Origin of the sequence: Streptomyces lydicamycinicus, from assembly GCF_000829715.2 — a bacterium.
Taxonomy (GTDB): Bacteria; Actinomycetota; Actinomycetes; order Streptomycetales; family Streptomycetaceae; genus Streptomyces; species Streptomyces lydicamycinicus.
Window position 1 is genome coordinate 447,225 of record NZ_BBNO01000006.1, and the last position, 23,168, is coordinate 470,392.

Consider the following 23,168-nt stretch of genomic DNA (forward strand, 5'->3'; position numbering starts at 1 on the left):
CCTCATGCGTTGCATGACGGAACTGACCGCGCCGAACGCGGCCCAGCCAGTCTATTGAAGGAGCTCTTCTTGTCTAGCCTTGCAAAGCATTAATTCTTGCGAGAAGCACTACCGATTTCGTAGGTCACTCGGGATGATCTCCAAGGAGTCGCTCTCCAGCGGCACGATGGAGCCGTGCCGCGGCCGGATCTCCGAGCCGGTCGAGGGTGTCCGCAATCCGCAGCTGAAGGGCCGCCTCCAGTCGGCCGTCACCCGCCTTACGGGCGGTGTCCAGGGCTTCGAGGCAGGTCCGCAGCGCTTCCTCGGGCCGCCCCGCGTACTCCTGCACCCGGGCCACCTCACCGGTCGCCCGCGCCTGGCCGGCCACGTCGCCGAGCCTCCGGCAGGCCCCGACCGCGGCCCGCCACGCCTTGAGCGCCTCGCCCCACCGGCCCGCATGGGTGAGCACGCCGCCGATCCGGCCGTGCAGCCGCGCCGCGTCCGCGCCCTCACCCCGGGCGAGCCGCAGCTCCAGGGCCCGGCCGTACCAGTCGGCGGCCCGCTGCCAGTCGCCCAGCTCGGTGTACGCGCCGCCCAGCGACTCCAGCGCCCGGCCGGTGGCCATCGGGTCCTTCACCGAGCGTGCCGCCTCCAGCGCACCCCGGTAGCGGGTGGCCGCCTGGGCGGTCCGGCCCGCCTGGCCGTCCAGGTCCCCGAGGTTCAGGAGGGCGGCGGCCCGCTCCCGTGGCAGCCCGCGCCGCTCGGCGACCCGCAGGACGAGCCCGTGCAGCGCGTAGAGGTCCGGCGCGGCGGCCTCGGCGCCCTGGTGGGCCAGCAGCGTCCGGGTCAGCGCGGCCATCAACCGCCGGTCCAGGGTGTCGAGTTCACCGTCCGCGACGGCGATCCGGGCGGCGTCGAGCAGGGCGCCGCGGCGACTGCGCAGCCAGTGCGCGGCGGCGGCCCGGGAGCCGAAGCGCAGCGAACGCGGCAGCCCCGCGGTCTTCTGCCGGGCCGGGGAATCGGCCGGCTCGCCCATCGCCCGGCAGGACTGAAGCAGCCGTACGGTCCGCTCCAGCATCCGGGCGCGGGCCAGCTGGACCTCGGCCGGGCGCTCGTGCTCCGCCAGCAGATCGCGCACCAGCGGGCCGAGGCAGCCGGGAAGGCGGTACGGGAGATACAGGGCGGCGTCGGGCGCGCGGGCGCCGGGGACCTCGTCGTCCTCCGCGGTGACCGGCCGCAGCAGCCCGAGCGCGGCGAATTCGCCCAGTGTCGTGGCGGCCACCGCCACCGAGCAGCCGGCCAGCGCGGAGGCGATGTGCGCGTCCACCAGACCGCCCGGCGCCAGGGTGATCAGCCGCAGCATCCGGGCGGCGGGCGCCGGCAGCGCGTCATGGGCGAGGCGGAAGGCGCGGAACAGCGGCCGGGCCCCGGTGGGCAGGTCAGGCGGCAGCGGAACGGCGTGCAGCGCCTGGCACAGATCGGCGACCGAGGACATCGGGCGGGCGGCGAGCCAGGCACCGGCCAGCACCAGGGCGGCCGGCTGGCCGCCGCACTCCTCCACGACGCGGTCGGCGGTCCGCGGGTCGACGGTGATCCGGGTCGGCCCGGCGTACCGGCTGAGAACGGCGACCCCGGCCGCGCTGTCGAGGCCGCCCAGGGCGCACGGCCGGACGTCCGGAATCCCGGTCAGCGGCCCCTGCGAGACCACCACGACCAGGCAGTCCGGGGCGTCCGGCAGCAGCGGTTCGACCTGGTCGGCGCCCGGTGCGTCGTCCAGGAAGAGCAGTGCCCGGCGCCCGGCGAGCGCCTCGCGCAGCCGCTCGGTCAGCTCGTCCTCGGGGGCGCCGGGCGGGGCGCCGGTGCCGAGCGCGGCCAGCAGCTCCCGTGCGGTGTGGCCGGTGTCGGCCGGTTCGCCGCCCGGTCCGGTCAGGGTGGCCCGCAGCACCCCGTCGGGATGGTCGCCGGCCAGTTCCCGCAGCAGCTCCTCGGCCAGGGCCGTACGGCCGGAACCGGGACGCCCGGCGATCAGCAGCACCCGGCTGCGGGCGCCCTTGCGGCCGGAGAGGGTGTCCAGGCCGGCGCGGGCGATATCGGCGTGCAGCTCCTTGAGCTCGCGGCGCCGCCCGGTGAAGCCGCCGGGGGCAGGGGCGGCGGCGGTCGCGGGAACGGTGGGGCGGGCGGTGGCACCGTCCTGGCGGGGTGTCCCCCGCGGTCCGGGCGCTGTCGTGGCAGGCGCTCTCGCCGCCTCCGGCGGGAGGTGCCCCCCGCCCACCGCCTGGTCCGTCACCGGCTCACGCTCCCGTCCACCTGCGCGTACGAATCCGCCGCTGGGGCGGACGCTGCCGAGCGTAGTTCACGGCACGTCACGTCTCGCGCAGCGCAGGGCGGTTACGTCACCCGATCGGATCGGCGGATCATCCGACGGGCGCGTCGTACGGCGGGGACGGGCCCGTCGGTCAGGCCTCGAAGGGGCGGGCCGGCCACGGCGCGTCGGCCGGGCGCAGCGCGTCCAGACCCGCACCGGCCTGGGCCGCGGTGAGTGCCAGCACCCCCACGACGAGGCAGTTGTTGTGCAGCTCACCGGCGAGCGCGCCACGGACCAGCTCGTCCTGCGGCACCCGCGCCAGCTCCATGTCGGCCTCCTCCTCGGAGACCTCGAAGCGCTCGCCCTCGGCCTCGGACAGATCGCGGGCGAGGAAGATCCGCACGGCCTCGTCACAGCCGCCGGGCGTGGTGTAGACATCGGTCAGCACCCGCCAGTCCTCGGCCTTGACGTGCGCCTCCTCGTACAGCTCGCGCTGCGCGGCGTGCAGCGGGTTCTCCCCGGGGATGTCGAGCAGCCCGGCGGGGATCTCCCACAGCTTCTGGCGTACGGGGTGGCGGTACTGGCGCAGCACCAGCACCCGGCCCTCCTCGTCGAGCGCGAGGACGGCCACGGAACCGGGGTGGACCTGGTAGTCGCGGGTGACGGTGGTGCCGTCCGGCATGACGACCTCATCGGTGCGCACGCTGGTCTTGTTTCCGGTGAACGGCGTCGTGGTCGCGGTGACCGTCCACTCCTCCGGGGTGTCCTTGATCGCCATGGCGCGTCCTCCTGTGTGTGCCTGTACCAACGCAGAAACCGGGGCACGACCTGCGGGAGGCCGTACCCCGGCAACCGTATCCGCCGTGGTGTCCGCTACTTCGCGGCGCCCGTCTTGCGCGCGACCGCGGCCTTCACCAGTCCGGCGAAGAGCGGGTGCGGACGGGTCGGGCGGGAGCGCAGCTCCGGGTGCGCCTGGGTGGCCACCAGGTAGGGGTGGATCTCGCGCGGGTACTCGACGTACTCGACGAGCTTGTTGTCCGGGGAGGTGCCGGAGAACAGCAGCCCGGCCTTCTTCTCCAGCTCACCGCGGTAGGCGTTGTTGACCTCGTAGCGGTGGCGGTGGCGCTCCTCGACGTAGGGCTGGTCGTCGTAGACCTCGCGGACGATCGAGCCCTCGGCGAGCTTGGCGGGGTACATACCCAGCCGCATCGTGCCGCCCATATCGCCCTCACCTGCGACGATGTCCATCTGCTCGGCCATCGTGGAGATGACCGGGTCGGCCGCGGCCGGGTCGAACTCGGTGGAGTTCGCGCCCTGGATGCCGGCCAGGTTGCGGGCCGCCTCGATGACCACGCACTGGAGGCCCAGGCACAGGCCGAGCAGCGGGAGCTTGTTCTCCCGGGCGTAGGTGATCGCGCCGACCTTGCCGTCCACGCCCCGGTCGCCGAAGCCGCCGGGGATGCAGACCGCGTCACAGTCCGCGAGCTGCTCGGCGGCCCCGGCCGGGGTCTTGCAGTCGTCGGAGGTGACCCACTTCACCTTCACCCGGGCCTTGTTCGCGAAGCCGCCGGCCCGCAGCGCCTCGGTGACCGAGAGGTAGGCGTCGGGGAGGTCGATGTACTTGCCGACCAGCGCGACCTTGACCTCGTGGTCGGGGTTGTGGACGCGGTCGAGCAGGTCCTCCCACTGGGTCCAGTTCACGTCCCGGAAGGGCAGGTCCAGCTTGCGCACCACATAGGCGTCCAGGCCCTCGGTGTGCAGGACCTTGGGGATGTCGTAGATCGACGGGGCGTCGATCGCGGCGACCACCGCGGCCTCGTCGACATCGCACATCAGCGAGATCTTGCGCTTGATGGCGGTCGGCACCTCGCGGTCGGCGCGCAGCACGATCGCGTCGGGCTGGATACCGATGTTGCGCAGCGCGGCGACGGAGTGCTGGGTCGGCTTGGTCTTCAGCTCACCGGACGGGCCGATGTAGGGGAGCAGCGAGATGTGCACGACGAAGACGTTGTCCCGGCCGACCTCGTGGCGGACCTGGCGGACGGTCTCCAGGAACGGCAGCGACTCGATGTCACCGACGGTGCCGCCGACCTCGGTGATGACGACATCGACGTCCTCGGTCGCCATCCGCCGGATGCGGTGCTTGATCTCGTTGGTGATGTGCGGGATGACCTGCACGGTGTCACCGAGGTACTCGCCGCGCCGCTCCTTGGCGATCACGGTGTTGTAGACCTGGCCGGTGGTGACGTTCGCGGAGCCGTCGAGGTCGACGTCCAGGAAGCGCTCGTAGTGGCCGATGTCCAGGTCGGTCTCGGCGCCGTCGTTGGTGACGAAGACCTCACCGTGCTGGAACGGGTTCATCGTTCCGGGGTCGACGTTCAGATACGGGTCGAGCTTCTGCATCGTGACCCGCAGGCCGCGCGCCTTGAGGAGAGCACCCAGGCTGGAGGCGGTGAGCCCCTTGCCCAGCGAGGAGGCGACGCCCCCGGTGACGAAGAGGTGCTTGGTCGTCGGAGATTTGGGCGGCATGGCCAAGAGGGAGCTCCCGTGGTCGCGAGGTGGAGAGGTGCGAAGCGGCGCCGTCCGGAGTTTTCAGGGGTGCCGTCGCTGCGGTTCGGGGGTTCTCGTGACCACCGGTCCACGGGGTACCAGGCTATCAGCGACCGGGCGTGGTCGCGTCCGGCCACACAGGGCGACCGTGCGGTCACGGCCGACGTGACAGTGTCACGTGACGGAGGCCACCCGTTCGGAGCACTTCAGTCCTTGCGAGCGTCACGCGGATCACCCACCTGCGTCGTATCCTGCTCGGACACTCGCTACGAGCCGTCCGGGAAGGCACCACCCCCGCCCGATTTCCGGTCCCGCTGCTCGGCGACGTTTCATGGGCAGGACGGACCAATACATACGTCCCATGGGGGGCGTGACTCCAGTTCGACGGGAGATGCACGTGGCCGGGCGCATCGAGGACTACGCACTTATCGGCGATATGCAAACCGCCGCTCTAGTGTGCCGGGACGGCACGGTGGACTGGCTGTGCCTGCCCCGCTTCGACTCGCCGGCGGTCTTTGCGGGGCTGCTGGGCACGGAGGAGCACGGATTCTGGCGGCTGGGGCCGGTCAACGGTCCCGGGGGGCGGCCCGCACCGGCCGACCGCCGGCGCTACCGGGGCGATTCGCTCGTCCTGGAATCGGAGTGGGACACCCCGCGCGGCACGGTCCGCGTGATCGACTTCATGCCGCCCCGTGACGGGGCGCCGCAGCTGATCCGCATCGTGGAGGGCGTCAGCGGGCGGGTCCCGATGCGTTCGGAGCTGCGGATGCGGTTCTCCTACGGCTGGGTCGTGCCGTGGGTGCACAAGATCGACGACCGTACGGTGGCGGTGGCCGGGCCCGATTCGGTGTGGCTGGACACCGAGGCGGAGACCTACGGCAAGGACCTGACGACGTTCTCCGACTTCACCGTTTCTCCGGGTGAGCGGATCGCGTTCACGATCAGCTGGGAGCCCTCGCACAAGCAGCCGCCGGCCGTCGCCGACCCGGAGGGGTCGCTGGAGGCCACCGAGGAGTTCTGGCGCGAGTGGGTCGAGCACTGCACGTACCACGGGCCCTACCGGGACGCGGTGGTGCGCTCGCTGATCACGCTGAAGGCGCTGACCTATGCGCCGACCGGCGGGATCGTGGCGGCGCCGACGACCTCGCTGCCGGAGTGCCTGGGCGGAGTCCGTAACTGGGACTACCGCTTCACCTGGCTGCGGGACGCGGCGATCACCCTGTCCTCCCTGCTGCGCACCGGCTACCGCGAAGAGGCGCGGGCCTGGCGGGAGTGGCTGCTGCGGGCGGTGGCCGGCGACCCGGACAACCTCCAGATCATGTACGGCATCGCCGGTGAGCGGGAGCTCGGCGAGAACGAGCTCCACTGGCTTCCCGGGTACGAGAACTCCCGTCCCGTACGGGTCGGCAACGGCGCCGCCGGACAGCTCCAGCTCGATGTCTACGGCGAGGTCACCGAGGCGCTGCATCTGGCGCACATGACGGGGCTGGCCCGTAACGACTACGCCTCGCTGCTCCAGATCAAGCTGATCCAGTGGGTGGAGAAGCACTGGGACGAGCCGGACGAGGGCATCTGGGAGGTCCGCGGCCCGCGCCGGCACTTCGTGCACTCCAAGGTCATGACCTGGGTCGCGGTGGACCGCACGGTCAAGCTGATCGAGTCCGGGGATGTCGACGGACCGCTGGAGCGCTGGAAGGACCTGCGCGAGACGATCCACCGGGACGTCTGCGAGAAGGGTTACGACAAGGAGCGCAACACCTTCACCCAGTCCTACGGCTCGCAGGAGCTGGACGCCTCGCTGCTGCTGATCCCGCAGATGGGCTTCCTGCCGCCGGACGACAAGCGCGTCATCGGCACCATCGAGGCGATCCAGCGGGAACTGTCCACCGAGGACGGCTTCGTGCTGCGCTACCCGACGTCGGGTGCGCACGATCTCGGAGTGGACGGCCTGGAGGGCGAGGAAGGTGCCTTCCTGGCGTGCTCGTTCTGGCTCGCGGACGACCTCGCGATGATCGGCCGGGTCGACGAGGCCCGCAAGCTCTTCGAGAAGCTGCTCTCGCTCCGCAACGACCTGGGCCTGCTCGCGGAGGAGTGGGACCCCAAGGCCCAGCGGCAGGTGGGCAATTTCCCGCAGGCATTCAGCCATGTTCCGCTGATCGACACGGCGCTGCGGCTGACGGCCAGTGGGGCTTACGGGGGTTAGCGCCCCCTTCGGGGCGCCGACCCCCGGAGTTCTGTGGTGCCGCCCGGTTTTCGGGCGGCACCACTTTTGTGTCAGAAGGGGGTCAGGGTGAGGGTGATCTCCTTCGGGGCGGGGTCCTCGATGTAGGAGGCGAAACCGGCGACGTCGTCGAAGGCGAAGCCGTAGGCCCGGCCGTCCCGGGTCGCGGCGTGCATGGCCTTGGCGTAGTGGTTGGTCAGCCGCTCCCGGTAGAAGGTGGCCGGGTCGGTGGTGGGCTGGGCGGCGTGCGCGGTGAGGGTGGAGCGGTTGAGGGCGGCGCCCAGGACGGCGGCGATCGGGCCGAGGGTTCCGTCGTTGGGGGCGGCGAGGGTGCCGTCGCAGAAGAGGACATCGCGGGTGGACGGCTTGTCGAAGGAGACCGTTCCGGTGGGGGCGGCCGCACCCCGGCGGATGCCCTGGGGGACGGTGAAGACGAGCTTGCCGTCGCGGACCCGGCCGGTGAAGGTGCCTGCGTTCGTGGTGACGGACAGGTCCTTGGCCGCGTAGGCGGACCAGGCCTCGTCGATGGCGGGGGCGAGGTAGTCGGGGGCGAACAGTCCGCTGTCCAGGCCGTGACCAGGGGCGATCACCCGCCGGTCGCCGATGACCAGCCGGTCGAAGCCGTCGGCGGCCCGGACGTCGGCGAAGACCTTGGCGCGGGCGCCGTCCTTGAGCGTGCCCGTGGTCTGGTCCTTGGCCCCGGTGAGCTTGATCGCGAGAGGCACGCTGAACATGTCGACCATGGTGGTGTTGCAGTACATCCCGCCGGCGTTGTACGTGAACTCGGCGCAGTCGTGCAGCACGTCGTAGTTGGGGTCGCCGGCGACCCAGCCCGCCGGGTAGGCGAGCGCGGCCTTGCCGTTGCCGTCCTCGACCGCCTTGAACTTCAGCTTGCCGCCCAGTGCGGTGTAGATCCGGCCGGACATCCGGGGCAGCTGGAGGGTCGTGGTGCCGCTCCCCGCGAGCGGTATGGCGTAGTCGGTGAAGCCGTCCGGCCCGTTGTCGGCCGTCGCCACGGGCTTGAGCTCACCGTCCGGGGTGACGTGCACCTGCTGGGTGCCGTCAGTGCCGACGATGTAGATCCAGACCGAGGAGTTGGCGTAGGCGCCGGAGTTGTTGACGAGGTGCAGGGACATTCCGGCGGCGGACCGGGCGGGCCCGCGGGGTGCTGTGGCCGGGGCGGGCGCGCCGTTCGCACGGCCGGCCAGGGCGATTCCGGAGGCGGCGGCGCCGGCGGCGAGACCGCCGAGCAGACTGCGGCGAGTGATCACGAGGTGGCTCCTTGCGGGGCGGTGTGCCGATCGGTGGGGGTGACGTTCCGGCTGGTACCGGCCCCGGCGGGCTGCGGGACGGTGACCGTCCGGCATCCGGGTCCGACTCTCATGCTCATGACATTCTCTCCTCGGCACGGTGGGGGGATCGTGAGGAGTTCTGGGGTTATCGGGACTGAGAGCGCTCTCATATCGTGCGCTGTGCACCCTGCCGATTCCATGGCAGGCCGTCAAGTCATCGCAGAGAAAAAGGAGTTGAATGGTGTCCGAGCCGAACGGTCCGCGACCGACGCTGGAGGCGGTCGCGGCCCGCGCCGGGGTCTCCCGCGCCACGGTGTCCCGCGTGGTCAACGGCGGTGCGGGCGTCCGGGCCGCGGTCCAGGAACGGGTGCGCCAGGCGGTCACCGAGCTGGGCTACGTACCGAACAGCGCGGCCCGCTCCCTGGTCACCCGCCGCACCGGCGCGGTCGCCGTGGTCATCGCGGAACCGGAGACCCGGGTCTTCAGCGATCCGTTCTTCGGACGCCAACTGCGCGGCATCAGCCGGGAACTGGCCGCCGCCGACACCCAGCTGCTGTTGATGTTCGTCGAGCACCGCGCCGACTACGACCGCATCGGCCGCTATCTGTCGGCCGGGCATGTCGACGGCGCGCTGATGTTCTCGCTGCACCGCGACGACCCGCTGCCCGCGATGGCCGAGCGCGCCGGGCTGCCCACCGTCTACGGCGGCCGGCCCGGCTGGGCGAGCGCCGGCCGGGGGCCGCGGCCGCTGTATGTCGACACCGACAACCGCGGGGGCGCCCGGCAGGCCGTACGCCATCTCCTCGGCCGCGGCCGCCGCCGGATCGCCGTGATCACCGGACCGCTCGACCAGACCTCCGCGGTGGACCGTCTCGACGGCTACCGCGAGGCGCTGGGCACGGCCGAGCCGGACCCGCGCCTGATCGCGGACGGTGGGTTCACGGCCGCCGGCGGCGAGCGGGCCATGACCGAACTCCTGGACGCCGCACCGGACCTGGACGCCGTCTTCGTCTGCTCCGACCTGATGGCGAACGGTGCGCTGCGCACCCTGCGGGCACGCGGGCGACGGGTGCCGGAGGAGGTGGCGGTGGTCGGCTATGACGATCTGGAACCGGCGGCCTGGGCGGATCCGCCGCTGACCACGGTGCGGCAGGACGTGGAGGAGATGGGGCGGCTGATGGCCCGGCTGCTGCTGCGGCTGCTGGATCCGGGCAAGGCGGCGGAGGCGGACGCGGTGGAGCTCGCCCCGGTGATCACGGAGGCGCGGCTGGTGGTGCGGGAGTCGGGGTGAGCGGGCGGTGGCGCCGGGAGGTGCGCGCCTCCTCCCGGTGCCCCACCGGACGGCGATCCGGACCGGGAAGCTCCGGATAGCGGACTACGGGTACCGTCCTCGCCATGGGGCAGGAAGCGAAGATCGAAGCCGAGGTCACGGTACGCAGGGCACTGGAGCTGCCCGCGCTGCGGCGCGGTCTGCCGGAGGTGCTGGCCGGCGGGGACCGCCTGGACCGCGCGGTCCGCTGGGTGCACGCGGGCGAGGTCCCGCATATCGCCTCACTGCTCAAGGGCGGCGAGCTGCTGCTGACCACCGGCCTGGGGCTGGGGGCCCGGCCCTCGGAGCAACGTGCCTTCATCCGTAAGCTCGCGGACCGCGAGATCGCCGCGCTCGTCGTGGAGCTGGGCTCCCGGTTCGCCTCCCTGCCCGTCGCGCTGGTCGATGCCGCACGGGACTGCGGGCTGCCGCTGATCCAGCTGCACCGCGAGGTCCCGTACGTCACGGTCACCGAGGCGATCCACACCGAGATCATCAACAGGCACTACGCGCTGCTGCGGCGCGCCGACGAGATCCTGCGGCGCTGCACGGACGTGCTGCTGCGCGGCGGTGGCGTCCCCGAGGTGCTCCGGCTGCTGGCCGTCTTCACCGGCAACCCGCTCTGTCTGGAGGCCCCCGACGGCAGCCCGCTCTACGCGGCGGGCCCGGACGGCGAGGACGACGGTCCCGCGGAGGCCGACCCGCTGCTGGCCTGGGAGGGCCTGCGCGAGACCGGTCTGCGGGTCGATGTGCCCGGCGGCGGCCACGGCCCCGATGCGGTCCGTGCCCGCCTCGTCCTGCTGCCCGTCAACGCCCCCCTGGCGCCGGTGCACCGGATCGCCGCCGAACGCGCCGCCGATCTGCTCGCCGTCGTCATGCTCCAGTCCCGCCAGGAGGAGGTGCTCGCCGCCCGGGGGCGCGGCGACTTCCTGGCCGACCTCTCGGAGGGCCGGATCTCCGCGGCCGAGGCGCCCGCCCAGGCCCGCCTGCTGGGCTTCCGCCCCGGCTCCGAACCGGTGTTCCCGGTGGTGATGCGGCTGCCGGCGGGGCTCCCCTCCCCCGGCAGCTGGGCGCTGCTCGCCCAGGCCCTGCGTGAGGAACTCGCCGCCCCCGGGGTGCCCGTACTGCTCGGCGTCCGCCCCGTGGAGGGCCGGGTGCCGATACTGGTGGCGCTGCGCGCGGGCCAGGACCGGGACGCGCTGGCCGGCCGGATCGCCGAGGCGCTGCGCGCCGGGGTCGTCCGCGCGGGCCTGGACCGGCCGGCCGCGCACCGCCCGGTGGTCGTCGTCGGGACGCCCGGTGACTGGGCGGCGGCGGGCCCCGGTCTCCAGCACGCGTCGGAGGCCGCGGCCGCGGCCCAGGGTTTGCCGGAACAGCCCTGGTACGACGCCCGCCGGCTGGATATCGAGCTGCTGCTGTGGCGGATGCGCGAACACGGCGAGCAGGGTGTGCTCACCGATTTCGTGGAGCGCGCCATCGGGCCGCTGCTGGCCCATGACCGGACCGCCCGTCAGCCGCTGCTGCCGACGCTGGAGGCCTATCTGGCCAGCGCGGGCCGCAAGGCCGAGACCGCCCGCGATCTGAATGTGAACCGGCAGACGCTGTACGACCGGCTGGCCCGCATCGCCCAGCTGCTCGGCACGGACCTGGACGATCCGCAGACCGTCCTGGGCCTGCGGCTGGCACTGCGCGCCCGGCGCCACACGGACAAGCCGTAACGGGCGACGGCCACCGGGGCGGCGGGTTACCCCGCGACCGTCTCGGCCGCCGTCCCCATACCGAGCGCGATCAGCACCCCGCCCGTGGTGCGCTCCAGATTGCGGTGCACCCGGGGACGCCGCAGACGGCGCAGCAGCCGTCCGGCGCAGACCACGACCAGCAGCAGCCAGCCCGCGGCGATCACCGCGTCGACCGCCCCGAGCAGCAGCGTCGTGCCCAGCACCGAGTGCCCCTCGGGGAGGAACTGCGGCACCACGGCCACGAAGAAGATCCCGACCTTGGGGTTGAGCAGACAGCTCAGCAGCCCCTGCCGGAAGGCGCGCGGGGGCGCGAAGGGCGCGTCGGCGCGGCCGTCCGGCTCCGGGGCGTCGAAGGGATCCGGAGCGGCCGCGGGCGTCGCCGCCGCCGCGGACCGGCGGTGCGCCCAGAGCGCCTGGCCGCCGAGCAGCACCAAGTAGGCGGCGCCGGCCAGCCGTACGACCGTGAACGCCGCGTCCCAGCGCTGTAGCGCCGCGGCCAGCCCGACCGCGGCGGCCACCGCCCAGGCGAGCGAACCGGCGGCGGCGCCGATGGCCGTGGCGGCCCCCGTACGCCGCCCGCCGCGCACACAGTTGCGCAACACCAGCAGGGTGTCCGGGCCGGGAGCCATCGTCACCAGCAGGGCGAACAACGCGAAGCCCGCTACCGCAGCCGTCACGGCGCTCTCCTCTCGTACCTGTGGCCCGGGGTGCGGCAAAGGAAGACACATGGGCCGTACATGAATCGAATGCGGGGAGCTTATCGGTGGGGGCGGCGGCGGGGGGGTTGCCGGGCGGGTGGCCGATGGGCCGGCCCACCGTAGTGGCCGGCCCGCTGTACCGGCGGCCCGGCCGTCTCTTGGCCTGCCGGCCGTTGGCTGAATCGGCTAGGCCGGCTGAATGGGCTGGGTCAACTCGTCGTAGACGCTGAGGACCTGGGTGACGGTGTCGTTCTCGCTGGGCCAGCCGGCCGCCTGAGCGCGGCCCGCCCGGGCGAGCGCGTCCCGCCGCGCGGGGTCGGCGAGGAGCGCGAGAACGGTACGGGCCAGGGCGGCGGCATCCCCGTAGCGGACCAGCTCGGCGGCCCGGCCGACCAGTTCGCGGGTGCCTCCGGTGTCGGTGGCGACCAGCGGCACCCCGGCGCGCAGCGCCTCCTGGGCGATCAGCGAGCGCGCCTCCCACCGGCTGGGCAGCACCACCAGGTCGGCGGCGGCGAGGAGTTCGGGCACGTCGTCACGGCGCCCGAGCAGCTGGACGGGCAGCTGCTCGCTGTCGATCCGCCGCTGGAGCGCACTCCGCTGGTCGCCCTCCCCCGCGATGGCGACCAGCGGCTGCGGGTCGAGCGCGCACCAGGCATGCGCCGCGTCCAGCAGCAGGTCGTGGCCCTGGTTCGGATCGAGGCGGCCCACCGCGAGCAGCAACGGGCGGTCCACCGCGCCCAGTTCGGCCCGTTCCTTGTGACGCGTCCGGTCGTGCTCCTCCAGCGCGTCCGGCGTACCACCGGACCGGGGGCGCGGAATCGCGACCGGCGCAAGCCGCGCATCACGGGCGCCGCGCTCACGCGCCCGGTCCACGAGATCGGAACAAGCCCCCAGAACCACGGCGGCCGCCCGTGCCACCCGTCGCTCCATCAGATGCACCACCCCGGCTCGCGCACCCTCGATGTGCGCCTTGGTGTGCCAGGTGATGACCAGCGGGACCCGCCGCCCGCCCCGTGGGCCGCGCAGTCCGCGCAACGCCATCGAGGCCCGCATCCCGGCCCGCAGGCCGTGCGCATGGACGAGGTCGGCGTCCCAGCAGGCGCTGCGCAGGACGGCCACGCTCGCCGGATCCATCCGCGGCGGGACCTGCACGAACCGCGCGCCCGCCCCGGTGAAGTCGTAGGCCTCCTCGGTTTCCGGCGTGGCACAGACGGAGACCCGTACGCCGCGTGCGACCAGCCCTTCGGCCAGTGACCGGACATGCGCCGCGCTGCCGGCGCTGCCGTGCCCGAGCACCTGGACCGTGCGCAGCGGCGACAGCCCGTGCGCCGAGGTCGGGGTGCTGATCACGTGGTCGGACTCCTGGGTCGGGGGCGGGCGGGCCGTACCGGCGGGATCGGTCCGCTGAGCTGCGGCGCACGGCCGGCGGCCACTTGCCTGCCCGGCGAGGGGTCAGGACGCGGACAGCGGGCCCGGGACTGCGCACCGCGCCCAGGATGCCAGCCCGGCAGGGTCAAATCGGCACCGTCCGGCCGCCGTTCCGGTGGGAAGTCTCACCTCAGCGCCCACCAGATCACCCACATGGGCGACAAACCGCCCGCGCGGATCAATGGCTCTTGAGGGTGACCCCACTCCCCGGAGTGCGCCTCGCGCCGTGCCACAGGGCGCATGCGCCGTTGCTGGGAGCACGGCCGGTGTTTGGCCGAATAAGGAGTTGCCGCGGAAGGCGTGATGTCGGGAATTACCGGTCTGGCCGCGTATGGCTCGTGGCAGCGCCTGTGGGGAGGGCGCCGTCCCGGCGGCACTCCGGTGGGGCCGCGCTCGCTCACTGATCTTGGAGAGCCTCGCCCGGTCTCGCCCCGCCCCGCGCCGTGGACCCGGACACCGCGAGGCGGCTCCCCCGGGTTCCTCCACCCGGGCCAAAAAACTTCGGGCGGCGATGTCGAGAACCCAAGACCGGCTCCGTCCCCGGGGTGAACGCGACCACAATGGGACGCACCAGCACCGAGGAGAACACCATGGCCAAGTACCTGCTGCTCAAGCACTACCGAGGCGCTCCGGCCGCGGTCAACGACGTGCCCATGGACCAGTGGACGCCGGAGGAGATCTCGGCGCACATGGCGTACATGCAGGACTTCGCGGACCGGCTGGAGAAGACCGGCGAGTTCGTCGACGGTCAGGCGCTCGCCCCCGAGGGCACCTGGGTCCGGTACGACGGTGAGGGGCGCCCGCCGGTCACCGACGGCCCGTTCGCCGAGACCAAGGACCTCATCGCCGGCTGGATGGTGATCGACGTCGACAGCCACGAGCGCGCCGTCGAACTGGCCGGGGAGCTGTCGGCCGCCCCCGGGGCGGGCGGGAAGCCGATTCACGAGTGGCTGGAGGTGCGCCCGTTCCTGACCGCGCCGCCCACCGTCACGGAGTGAGCGCACCGATGGACGAGGCCCTGCTCCGGAGCCTCATACCGAGCGTCCTCGCGATCCTCGTCCGCCGCGGAGCCGACTTCGCGGCGGCCGAGGACGCCGTGCAGGACGCGCTGGTCGAGGCGGTCCGCGTCTGGCCGGCCGAGCCCCCGCGGGACCCCAAGGGCTGGCTGGTCACCGTGGCCTGGCGCCGGTTCCTCGACGCGACCCGGGCGGACACCGCCCGCCGCCGGCGTGAGGACCTCGTCGACGAGGAGCCGGCGCCGGGCCCCGCGCCCGCGGTGGACGACACGCTCCAGCTCTACTTCCTGTGCGCCCACCCGTCGCTGACGCCGTCGTCCGCGGTGGCGCTCACCCTGCGCGCCGTCGGCGGGCTCACCACCCGCCAGATCGCCCAGGCCTACCTGGTGCCCGAGGCGACCATGGCGCAGCGCATCAGCCGTGCCAAGCGCACCGTCTCCGGCGTGGGGTTCGACCGGCCCGGCGACGTCGCCACCGTGCTGCGCGTCCTCTACCTGGTCTTCAACGAGGGCTACTCCGGCGACGTCGACCTCGCTGCCGAGGCCATCCGGCTCACCCGGCAGCTCGCGGCCGCGATCGACCACCCCGAGGTGGCGGGGCTGCTCGCCCTCATGCTGCTCCACCACGCCCGGCGCGCCACCCGGACCGCGGCCGACGGCAGCCTGGTGCCGCTCGCCGAGCAGGACCGCGGCCGGTGGGACACCGCGTCGATCGCCGAGGGCGTCGAGATCCTGCAGACGGCCCTCGCCCGCGACCGGCTGGGCGAGTTCCAGGCCCAGGCCGCCATCGCGGCGCTCCACGCCGACGCGCCCACCGCCGAGGAGACCGACTGGGTGCAGATCGTCGAGTGGTACGACGAGCTCGCGCGCCTCACCGACAGCCCGGTCGTCCGGCTGAACCGCGCGGTGGCCGTCGGTGAGGCCGACGGACCGCGCGCCGGCCTGGCGGCGCTCGCGGCCCTGAATGACTCCCTGCCCCGCCACACCGCGGTGGCGGCGTACCTCCACGAGCGTGACGGGGACCTGACGACGGCGGCCCGGCTGTACGCCGAGGCGGCCCGGAGAGCGCCCAACCTCGCCGAGCGCGACTATCTGACGCGCCAGGCCGCCCGGCTCAACTCCGGGCGGGGCCGGTGACGGGCGGTGCTCCCTCGCGGGGTGCTTCCCCGTAGGAGCGGCGATTGGGCAGGCCGTCAGCAGCCTCAGAGCGCTGCCGCCGCCCGGCTGACGCGGTCCCCCGCGGCCGCGGCGGCGATCAGTCCGGCGGCGTGCACGGCCAGGCCACGACGGCCGTTGCCCGTGACGATGGCGAGGCCGAGCGCCGCGCCGAGGGCGTGCGCCCCGGCGTCCCCGATCATCGTGCGCTCCCCGAGGTCGTCGCCGAGGACGGCGGCCGCGGCCCCCATGGGCGCGGCGGACAGCGTGCCCGCCGGGCCGTGGCGCAGCAGCCCGGGGGCGCCGACGGCCAGGACGGCGCCGGCCGCCCGGCCCGGCCGGACGTCCAGGAGGTTCACCAGATGCGCCGAGCCCGCGATCACCACGCCTGCCAGCATTTTGTCGGCCGGCCGCTCCTTGAGGAGGGCGCCGGCCGCGAGCCCGGCGGCGCCGATCCCGAACAGCTTCACCGCCCCACTGGTGACCTCTTTCTGCCGGAGCGCCGAGAGGTGCGCCCGGAATCCGCGGCGCGGATCACTGGCGCCGAACACGTCGTCGTACGCGCCACAGCCCCCGGCGGCCAGTACGGCCAGCGCCCCGGCAGCTCGGGTCCGGGCGGGCAGTCCCGGTGCGGTGACGGCGGCGAGGGCGGTACCGGTGGCCGTGGCGAGACCCGCATGCAGGTTCACGAGCCGGCCGGCGTAGTTCTTCCGCTCCCACAGGACGGCACCGCCCGGCGGGCGCTTCCTGAGCGCCGTGTAGACGGCCCGGGTCGCCCCTGCCGCCCCCAGGAGCGCCGAGATCCGCCCCGACACCCTGCCGCCCGCCACCGCCGCCATGTCACGCCCCTCACCCGGCACCCTGCTGTGCTCGCTTCCCGTCACCCTAGGGGCGAGCGCCGCCCGGTCACACGGGAACGACGTGCCCGGCGACCGGGGGCCGGTGGCCGGTGGCCAATGGCCGCTGGCTGGTGCCCGAGGTCCGGTAGCCGGTGGCCGGTGGCCGGTGAGAGAGCTGAAGCGCCAGGGCACGAGCCGCTGCTAGTTGCCCGTGCGCGCCGTCTCCAGCAGTTCCTCGGCATGCGCGCGGGCCGTTTCGGAGTCCTCCTGGCCGGCCAGCATCCGGGAGAGTTCGCGGACCCTCTCCTCGCCTTCCAGGACCGTGACACCGCTCCTGGTGACCGAGCCGTCGTTCGTCTTCGCCACCAGCAGCTGGCGGTCCGCGAACGCCGCGACCTGCGGGAGGTGCGTGACGACCACGACCTGCGCCGACTTCGCGAGCCTGGCCAGCCGCCGGCCGACCTCGACGGCCGCCTTGCCGCCGACGCCCGCGTCGACCTCGTCGAAGAGGTAGGTCGGTACGGGGGCGGAGCCGGCGAAGACCACCTCCACGGCGAGCATCACCCGGGAGAGCTCACCGCCGGACGCCCCCTTGGCGATGGGCCGGGGCGGTGCGCCCGGATGCGGCGCCAGGAGAAGTTCGACCTCATCGGCGCCGGCCGGTCCATAGGCCACCGTACGGCCGCCGACCTCGATGCCGTCGGCGTCCTCGGCGACCTCGGTCTGGCGGATCTCGACGATCACCCGGGCGTGCGGCATGGCGAGTTCGGCCAGTTCGGCGGTGACCGCGTCGGCGAAACGCTTCGCCGACTCCGTACGGGCATCGGTCAACGTTTGCGCCAATTCGCCCAGTTCGGTGCGGAGTGCGTCCCGCTCGGCGGTCAGCTCGCCGATGCGGTCGTCATCGCCGTCCAGTTCGGCGAGCCGGGCGGCGCTCTCCTCCGCCCAGGCGAGCACCGCCGCGATGTCCTGGCCGTACTTGCGGGTCAGATGGTTCAGCGCGGCACGACGCTCCTCGACCGCGGCGAGCCGCAACGGGTCGGCGTCCAGGCCGTCCGCGTAGCCGGCCAGCTCGCCCGCCACATCCGCCATCAGGATGCCGATCTCGCCGATCCGCTCGGCGAGCCCGGCGAGCTCCCGGTCATGGCTGCGTACGGCCTCCAGCGCGCGATGGGCGCCGGCGACCAGGGTGGTGGCGTCGACGCCCTCGGGGTCCTCGGGATTGCCGGCCAGCGCGGCGTGCGCCAGGGTCGCGGCGGAGGCCAGTGCCTCGGCGTGGCCGAGCCGCTCCGCCTCGGCGGCGAGTTCGGTGTCCTCACCGGGCTGCGGCTCGGCCGCCGCGATCTCGTCCAGGCCGAAGCGCAGCAGATCGGCTTCCTGTGAGCGCTCGCGGGCCCGCGTGGTCAGCTCGTCCAGCTCGGTGGCGACGGCGCGCAGCCGGCGGTGGGCGGCGGTGTACTTGGCCAGCGGGACCGCGACCGTGTCTCCGGCGTAGCGGTCCAGGGCCTGGCGCTGGCGGGCCGGCCGCAGCAGGCCCTGCTGGTCGGTCTGGCCGTGTACGGCGACCAGGTCGTCGGCCAACTCCGCCAGGAGGCCGACAGGTACGGAACGCCCTCCCACGTGGGCGCGCGAGCGGCCCTCCGCGGAGAGCGTGCGGCTGATCAGCAGCGCACCGTCGTCCAGCTCCGCACCGGCCTCCTCGGCCCGTACCGCGGCGGGAGCCTGGGGGCCGACGCTGATCCTGCCCTCCACGACCGCCGATTTGGCGCCGATCCGCACCAGGGCGGGGTCGGCGCGCCCGCCGAGCAGCAGGCCGAGGCTGGTGACGACCATGGTCTTGCCCGCGCCCGTCTCGCCGGTCACCGCCGTGAAGCCGGGGGACAGCTCGACAACGGCGTCGTCAATGACACCCAGGGACCGGATCCGCATCTCCTCCAACACGGATACGACCTTACGAGGTCCCGGGGCGGCCCCGCGACGGCCTCCCCTCACTCCTGCCCCCGCCCCTGCGGAAAACCGCATCGAAAGACGGGGGAATTCCGCATGGTGCGTGATCACGCTCAGCCGTCAAGCTGATCACAGTCCGGAACGAAAGGTGTGGTCATGTCCAGCGGATCGACGTACCCGACGACGTATGCGGGGTGGTGCGGTCACCGCGCCGCGGCCGGCAGGACAGCGGTGGTCACGCGGGGTGCGGTGGCGATTGCCGGCGCCTCGATGAGGTGGCCCATCGCGTCGGTGAAGCGGCTCATCGAGGCCGGCGCGGAGGCCCTGCCGTCCGCCGCGGGCCGGGCGACGACGGCCGACGGCGCCGCGTCGGGCACGGCCGTCACTCCGCTCCGCGACTGGATCCACATGTCGATATTCGCGAGCTTCTCCACGAGCGGCCGGGCCCTCTCCCGGCTGCGCCGCGGATGCGTGACGCTCCGCGCGACCGGCGCCCGCTGCCGTCGGAACCGACGGCAGCGGGAACGCACCGGAGACCCCTTAGTGCGGCGCCCCCCGCCACCCCGCCACGGGGAGGGCGAACTTGGCGACCAGGCGGTCCGTGAAGGAGGCATGGTGCAGACGGGCCAGGCGTACGGGTACGGCGCCGCGGCGGACCTCGACGCGGGCGCCGGCGGGGAGTTCGACACTGCGGCGGCCGTCGCACCAGAGAATGCCGTGCGGCGTTTTGGGCTGGACCTCCACCGCGAGCACCGAACGCGGCGAGGTGACCAGCGGCTTGGCGAACAGGGCGTGGGCGCTGATGGGGACCATCAGCAGGGCCTCGACCTCGGGCCAGACCACCGGCCCGCCGGCCGAGAAGGCGTATGCGGTCGAACCGGTCGGGGTCGCACAGACCACGCCGTCGCCGCCGAAGCGCGAGACGGGCCGGCCGTCGACCTCGGTCACCACCTCCAGCATCCGCTCCCGTGCGGCCTTCTCCACCGAGGCCTCGTTCAGGGCCCAATCGGTGTGTACGACATTGCCGTTGTTGCGTACGAGGACATCGAGGGTCATCCGCTCCTCGACCTCGTACGCCCGGGTGACGACCCGGTCGACGACCTTGTCGAGGTCGTCGCGCTCGGCCTCCGCGAGGAAGCCGACCCGGCCGAGGTTGACGCCGAGCATCGGGACCCCGGACGTCCGGGCGAAGTCCGCGCCGCGCAGCAGCGTGCCGTCCCCGCCCAGCACCACCAGGAGTTCGCAGCCCTCGGCGGCGCATACCTCGGAGTCGACGCGCTGGACCGACGACGGCAGCGGCAGATCCGCCGCCTCCTCCGCCAGCACACGCACCCCGATGCCGCTGCGCAGCAGCCCCTGGACAACGAGTTCGGCACTGCGGATGGCCGCGGGGCGGCCCGTGTGTGCGAGCAGGAACACCGTCCGCCCGGCTCCGGTGTTCTCGTGTGCTGCGCTGCCTTCAACTGCATGGGTAGTGGTCAACGAGGCCCCTCCGCCACTGCACGGTCGACGTCCGCCGGGTCGAGTGCAGGCGCCCCGGCGCGCAGCCACAGAAAGTACTCGACATTCCCGGAAGGTCCAGGCAGTGGGCTCGCAGTTACGCCAACTACGCCAAATTCCAGTTCGGCGGCCCGGCTCGCGACCGCGCGGACGGCCTCGGCCCGCAGCTCCGCGCTGCGCACCACCCCGCCGCTGCCCAGCCGCTCCTTGCCGACCTCGAACTGCGGCTTGACCATCAGCACCAGATCCGCGTCGGGCGCCGCACAGCGGGCCAGCGCGGGCAGTACGAGCCCCAGCGGGATGAAGGAGAGATCACCGACGACGAGGTCGACGGGCTCCGAGTCGATCTGCTCCAGGGTCAATTCGCGTACGTTGGTGCGGTCCTTCACGGTGACCCGTTCGTCGCTCTGGAGCGACCAGGCGAGCTGTCCGTATCCGACGTCGACGGCGACGACATGACGTGCGCCGGCCCGCAGCAGGACATCGGTGAAGCCACCGGTCGAGGCACCCGCGTCCAGCGCCCGGCGGCCCTCGATCTTCAGGCCGAGGGGGACGAAGGCGGCGAACGCCCCGGCGAGCTTGTGCCCGCCGCGCGAGACATAGTCGGGGTCGCTCTCGTCCTCGCGGACGACCACGGCCGCGCTGGTCTCCACCTGGGTGGCCGGTTTGGTCGCGGTCGCCCCGCCGACGGTCACCCGGCCCGCGGCGATCAGCTGGCTCGCGTGCTCGCGGGAACGGGCCAGCTTGCGGCGCACCAGCTCCGCATCGAGTCGGCGTCGTGCCACTCCTGCCACCTGTGGTTCAGCTCCTGTTGTCGTGCGTCGTCGAGGAAGGGGCGGGCGGCCCGGGGTGCTGGTCGAGACCGGCCAGCACATCGCGCAGCCCACGATGCACATCCTCGTACACCTGGAGGTGTTCGCTCGCGGGGAGGTGGTCGGCGTCGGCGAGGCGCCGCAGCCGGGCATCGACCGCGGCCTCACCGGTCGGTGTCACGTCCACCCCGATCGGCTGCGGCTCAGCGGGCCCCTCCGGCTCGCCCGCGGCGCCCGGCCGGCCCCCTCCGCCCGGCTCAGCGGCCTCGACCCGCTCGGCACCGCTGCCCGCCCCATCGGCACCCTCCGACTCAGCGGCACCGCCCCGCTCGGCGCCGCCGCGCGGCTCAGCGACATCGTCCGGCCCTGCCGCGCCGTCCGACCCGACGAGACCGGCCGGCACTCCACCCGCGGTGCTCACGGCTCCGCTGCCCTCGCGCTGCCAGGGCTCCTTCGGTTCCACGGGCTCTGTGGGGTCCCCTGGCGCGGCTTGCGCGGGCGCCTCCGGCTCCGGGCCGGACGTCGGCTCTTCCATGCCCCCGACGCTACCTCGGCGAAGCCGGTCGAGGAGGAACGAGCCGTCCCCGACCTGGCGTATCGTCGATCACGATGGCAACCCTCGACCAGTGCCGCGCCGCTCTCGACCGGCTGGCCCAGAACCTGTCCTCGGCCGACGGCAGCGTCCGCCAGGCCGCCACGTTCGACCGCTCACTCAGCTGCCGCATCACGGACCTCGATGTGACCTTCCTCGGGCGGCTGGCCGACGGCACCATCCAGGAGGTGACCAACGTCCCGGGCCCGCCCCCGCAAAAGGCCGACATCAGGCTGTCCATGGCGGGCGACGACCTGGTGGCCCTGGTGGACGGAGAGCTGAACTTCGCCAAGGCCTGGGGCAGCGGCCGCGTCAAGCTGGAGGCCGGCCTACGCGACCTGCTCCGCCTCAGGACACTGCTGTAACAGCAGCCCGTCCCGCTGTACCAGCAGCCCATCCCGTCGCGCCTGGCCACGCGCAGCCCGCTCGTCACACGCGCTCATCACAGGCGCAGCCCCGCTCGTCACACCCGGTCGCGCCCCGCCGGCCGCCGCCCGGGGCGTCGCGGCCGCCCGGCCGCTGCCCCGGGCCGTCGCACACTCGCCGGCCACAGCTCCGCTCGGCGCGCTCCCGGTCAGCCGCAACCCCGCTCGTCGCACCCACGTGCGCCGGAGCCGGACCACCGCCCGTCACGCCCCCTCAGCCGTGTCCCCCGAGCGCCCCACCGACCACGCCCTGACGCATCACGCCCCGCGCGGCCCCGCGCGGCCAAGCCGACCGGCCATGGCCCCACGACGCGCCCTCACCCCCACCCCTCCCCTACCGACCGCTCCCCCGCCCAACCCCCGCCGAAGCCTCCCCAGCCCCCGCAGGCTCCTGCACCCCCGAAGCCTCCCCCGCCCCCGCAGCCTTCTCCGCTGCCGAAGCCTCCTCCGCTGCCGAAGGCGCCTTCTCGCCCGCGGACGACTGCTTCTCCCCCGCGGACGACTGCTTCTCCGCCGTCCGACCCCCGCGCGCACCCCCCTTACGCGGCTTGCGTGCCGCCGGCACCACCAACGGAGTGCCGCTCTCCGGGTCCTCGATGATCTGGCAGCCGAGGCCGAAGACCTGCTCCACCAGTTCCGCCGTGACGATGTCGGCCGGGGCGCCCTCGGCGATGACCTCGCCGTCCTTCATGGCGATGAGGTGTGTCGCGTAACGGGCCGCGTGATTGAGGTCGTGCAGCACCGCGACCAGCGTGCGTCCCTGCTCCTCGTGGAGCTCGGCGCACAGGTCCAGCACCTCGATCTGATGCTGGATGTCCAGATACGTCGTCGGCTCGTCCAGCAGGAACAGCGGGGTCTGCTGGGCGAGCGCCATCGCGATCCACACCCGCTGCCGCTGCCCGCCGGACAGCTCGTCGACATAGCGGTCGGCCAGCTCGCCGACGCCGGTGGCCGCCATCGACTCCTCGACGATCCGCTCGTCCTCGGGCGACCACTGCCGCAGCAGCCCCTGGTGCGGATAGCGGCCGCGGGCCACCAGGTCCGACACGGTGATCCCGTCCGGGGCGATCGAGGACTGCGGCAGCAGCCCGAGCGTCCTGGCGACCTTCTTGGCCGGCAGCGAGGAGATCGCCGCGCCGTCCAGCAGGACCGATCCGCCGGCCGGTTTGAGCATCCGCGAGAGCGCGCGCAGCAGCGTGGACTTACCGCAGGCGTTGGGGCCGACGATGACCGTGAAGGAGTGGTCGGGGATGGCGACCGAGAGGTTCTCGGCGATGACCCGCTGGTCGTAGGCGAGGGTGACGTTCTCGGCCGAGAGACGGCTCACTTCGGAACTCCTGGGGTTGTCGTGTCACTGCTGTG

The 23,168-nt window shown here is 73.3% G+C and carries 20 protein-coding genes; 6 read left to right on the top strand and 14 right to left on the bottom strand.

Annotated elements, in window-relative coordinates:
• Nucleotides 1-124: 124 nt before the first annotated feature.
• The 3 genes from TU31_RS22395 to pyrG form a co-directional block, all read right to left on the bottom strand.
• The gene (locus TU31_RS22395; protein ID WP_042157480.1) at nucleotides 125-2,266 is read right to left on the bottom strand and encodes a tetratricopeptide repeat protein; all 2,142 of its coding nucleotides are present in this window, start codon (nucleotides 2,264-2,266) and stop codon (nucleotides 125-127) included.
• A gap of 169 nt (nucleotides 2,267-2,435) precedes the next feature.
• Nucleotides 2,436-3,062, bottom strand: coding sequence for an NUDIX domain-containing protein (locus TU31_RS22400; RefSeq protein ID WP_042157481.1), 627 nt, complete (start codon nucleotides 3,060-3,062; stop codon nucleotides 2,436-2,438).
• 95 nt (nucleotides 3,063-3,157) lie between these two features.
• Nucleotides 3,158-4,813, bottom strand: a complete 1,656-nt coding sequence (pyrG, locus tag TU31_RS22405) for a CTP synthase (RefSeq protein ID WP_042157483.1) — start codon at nucleotides 4,811-4,813, stop codon at nucleotides 3,158-3,160.
• Nucleotides 4,814-5,225: 412 nt separating this feature from the next.
• Here pyrG and TU31_RS22410 point away from each other — a divergent pair, with 412 nt between their 5' ends.
• Nucleotides 5,226-7,037 carry a glycoside hydrolase family 15 protein gene (locus tag TU31_RS22410; RefSeq protein WP_042157485.1) on the top strand — a complete coding sequence of 604 codons (1,812 nt, stop codon included), beginning with the start codon at nucleotides 5,226-5,228 and terminating at the stop codon, nucleotides 7,035-7,037.
• A gap of 71 nt (nucleotides 7,038-7,108) precedes the next feature.
• On the opposite strand, the gene TU31_RS22415 is transcribed toward TU31_RS22410, so the two are convergent.
• Both TU31_RS22415 and TU31_RS40295 read right to left on the bottom strand, forming a co-directional pair.
• Complete coding sequence (locus TU31_RS22415; RefSeq protein WP_042157488.1) at nucleotides 7,109-8,326, bottom strand: beta-1,3-glucanase family protein; 1,218 nt, start codon at nucleotides 8,324-8,326, stop codon at nucleotides 7,109-7,111.
• A complete protein-coding gene (locus TU31_RS40295) occupies nucleotides 8,323-8,445 on the bottom strand; it encodes a hypothetical protein (RefSeq protein WP_275451847.1) in 123 nt (40 codons plus the stop codon). The genes TU31_RS22415 and TU31_RS40295 overlap by 4 nt, the downstream gene beginning before the upstream one ends.
• Nucleotides 8,446-8,585: 140 nt before the next feature.
• Between TU31_RS40295 and TU31_RS22420 the strand changes: the two genes are divergently transcribed.
• Together TU31_RS22420 and TU31_RS22425 are read left to right on the top strand one after the other, a co-directional pair.
• On the top strand, nucleotides 8,586-9,638 hold the full coding sequence (locus TU31_RS22420) for a LacI family DNA-binding transcriptional regulator (protein WP_042157489.1): 1,053 nt from the start codon (nucleotides 8,586-8,588) through the stop codon (nucleotides 9,636-9,638).
• 104 nt (nucleotides 9,639-9,742) lie between these two features.
• On the top strand, nucleotides 9,743-11,374 hold the full coding sequence (locus TU31_RS22425; protein WP_042157491.1) for a PucR family transcriptional regulator: 1,632 nt from the start codon (nucleotides 9,743-9,745) through the stop codon (nucleotides 11,372-11,374).
• 26 nt (nucleotides 11,375-11,400) lie between these two features.
• On the opposite strand, the gene TU31_RS22430 is transcribed toward TU31_RS22425, so the two are convergent.
• Together TU31_RS22430 and TU31_RS22435 are read right to left on the bottom strand one after the other, a co-directional pair.
• The gene (locus TU31_RS22430) at nucleotides 11,401-12,072 is read right to left on the bottom strand and encodes a LysE family translocator (RefSeq protein WP_042157493.1); all 672 of its coding nucleotides are present in this window, start codon (nucleotides 12,070-12,072) and stop codon (nucleotides 11,401-11,403) included.
• 207 nt (nucleotides 12,073-12,279) lie between these two features.
• Nucleotides 12,280-13,443, bottom strand: coding sequence for a glycosyltransferase family 4 protein (locus TU31_RS22435; RefSeq protein WP_042157495.1), 1,164 nt, complete (start codon nucleotides 13,441-13,443; stop codon nucleotides 12,280-12,282).
• Nucleotides 13,444-14,111: 668 nt separating this feature from the next.
• On the opposite strand from TU31_RS22435, the gene TU31_RS22440 reads away from it, so the two are divergent.
• Together TU31_RS22440 and TU31_RS22445 are read left to right on the top strand one after the other, a co-directional pair.
• A complete protein-coding gene (locus TU31_RS22440) occupies nucleotides 14,112-14,519 on the top strand; it encodes a YciI family protein (protein ID WP_042157655.1) in 408 nt (135 codons plus the stop codon).
• Between the two features lie 8 nt (nucleotides 14,520-14,527).
• Entirely contained in the window at nucleotides 14,528-15,673 is a 1,146-nt protein-coding gene (locus tag TU31_RS22445; RefSeq protein ID WP_042157496.1) for an RNA polymerase sigma factor, read from the top strand.
• 65 nt (nucleotides 15,674-15,738) lie between these two features.
• Here TU31_RS22445 and TU31_RS22450 read toward each other — a convergent pair whose 3' ends face one another.
• The 6 genes from TU31_RS22450 to TU31_RS40630 all read right to left on the bottom strand — a co-directional run bounded on the left by TU31_RS22450 (nucleotide 15,739) and on the right by TU31_RS40630 (nucleotide 21,192).
• A complete protein-coding gene (locus tag TU31_RS22450) occupies nucleotides 15,739-16,530 on the bottom strand; it encodes a hypothetical protein (RefSeq protein WP_042157499.1) in 792 nt (263 codons plus the stop codon).
• Between the two features lie 201 nt (nucleotides 16,531-16,731).
• Complete coding sequence (gene recN / locus TU31_RS22455) at nucleotides 16,732-18,459, bottom strand: DNA repair protein RecN (protein ID WP_042157501.1); 1,728 nt, start codon at nucleotides 18,457-18,459, stop codon at nucleotides 16,732-16,734.
• Nucleotides 18,460-18,680: 221 nt separating this feature from the next.
• Complete coding sequence (locus TU31_RS22460) at nucleotides 18,681-18,911, bottom strand: hypothetical protein (protein ID WP_042157503.1); 231 nt, start codon at nucleotides 18,909-18,911, stop codon at nucleotides 18,681-18,683.
• 106 nt (nucleotides 18,912-19,017) lie between these two features.
• Nucleotides 19,018-19,959: an NAD kinase gene (locus TU31_RS22465; RefSeq protein ID WP_245698632.1), complete on the bottom strand. Its 942-nt coding sequence runs from the start codon at nucleotides 19,957-19,959 to the stop codon at nucleotides 19,018-19,020.
• Nucleotides 19,956-20,771 carry a TlyA family RNA methyltransferase gene (locus TU31_RS22470; RefSeq protein ID WP_042157507.1) on the bottom strand — a complete coding sequence of 272 codons (816 nt, stop codon included), beginning with the start codon at nucleotides 20,769-20,771 and terminating at the stop codon, nucleotides 19,956-19,958. Before TU31_RS22470 ends, TU31_RS22465 begins: the two co-directional genes overlap by 4 nt.
• Before the next feature lie 7 nt (nucleotides 20,772-20,778).
• A complete protein-coding gene (locus tag TU31_RS40630) occupies nucleotides 20,779-21,192 on the bottom strand; it encodes a hypothetical protein (protein ID WP_370682751.1) in 414 nt (137 codons plus the stop codon).
• Nucleotides 21,193-21,398: 206 nt separating this feature from the next.
• Between TU31_RS40630 and TU31_RS22480 the strand changes: the two genes are divergently transcribed.
• On the top strand, nucleotides 21,399-21,746 hold the full coding sequence (locus TU31_RS22480; protein ID WP_042157509.1) for an SCP2 sterol-binding domain-containing protein: 348 nt from the start codon (nucleotides 21,399-21,401) through the stop codon (nucleotides 21,744-21,746).
• A gap of 394 nt (nucleotides 21,747-22,140) precedes the next feature.
• Here TU31_RS22480 and TU31_RS22485 read toward each other — a convergent pair whose 3' ends face one another.
• A complete protein-coding gene (locus TU31_RS22485) occupies nucleotides 22,141-23,133 on the bottom strand; it encodes an ABC transporter ATP-binding protein (protein WP_042157511.1) in 993 nt (330 codons plus the stop codon).
• Nucleotides 23,134-23,168: the final 35 nt, after the last annotated feature.

Bases quoted from the DNA above. Each gene is read 5' to 3' on its own strand.
- TU31_RS22445 (WP_042157496.1), top strand. From the start codon at position 14,528: ATGGACGAGGCCCTGCTCCGGAGCCTCATACCGAGCGTCCTCGCGATC.
- recN (WP_042157501.1), bottom strand. From the start codon at position 18,459: ATGCGGATCCGGTCCCTGGGTGTCATTGACGACGCCGTTGTCGAGCTG.
- TU31_RS22410 (WP_042157485.1), top strand. From the start codon at position 5,226: ATGCACGTGGCCGGGCGCATCGAGGACTACGCACTTATCGGCGATATG.
- pyrG (WP_042157483.1), bottom strand. From the start codon at position 4,813: ATGCCGCCCAAATCTCCGACGACCAAGCACCTCTTCGTCACCGGGGGC.
- TU31_RS22400 (WP_042157481.1), bottom strand. From the start codon at position 3,062: ATGGCGATCAAGGACACCCCGGAGGAGTGGACGGTCACCGCGACCACG.
- TU31_RS22420 (WP_042157489.1), top strand. From the start codon at position 8,586: ATGGTGTCCGAGCCGAACGGTCCGCGACCGACGCTGGAGGCGGTCGCG.
- TU31_RS22425 (WP_042157491.1), top strand. From the start codon at position 9,743: ATGGGGCAGGAAGCGAAGATCGAAGCCGAGGTCACGGTACGCAGGGCA.
- TU31_RS22480 (WP_042157509.1), top strand. From the start codon at position 21,399: ATGGCAACCCTCGACCAGTGCCGCGCCGCTCTCGACCGGCTGGCCCAG.
- TU31_RS22450 (WP_042157499.1), bottom strand. From the start codon at position 16,530: ATGGCGGCGGTGGCGGGCGGCAGGGTGTCGGGGCGGATCTCGGCGCTC.
- TU31_RS40295 (WP_275451847.1), bottom strand. From the start codon at position 8,445: ATGAGCATGAGAGTCGGACCCGGATGCCGGACGGTCACCGTCCCGCAG.
- TU31_RS22440 (WP_042157655.1), top strand. From the start codon at position 14,112: ATGGCCAAGTACCTGCTGCTCAAGCACTACCGAGGCGCTCCGGCCGCG.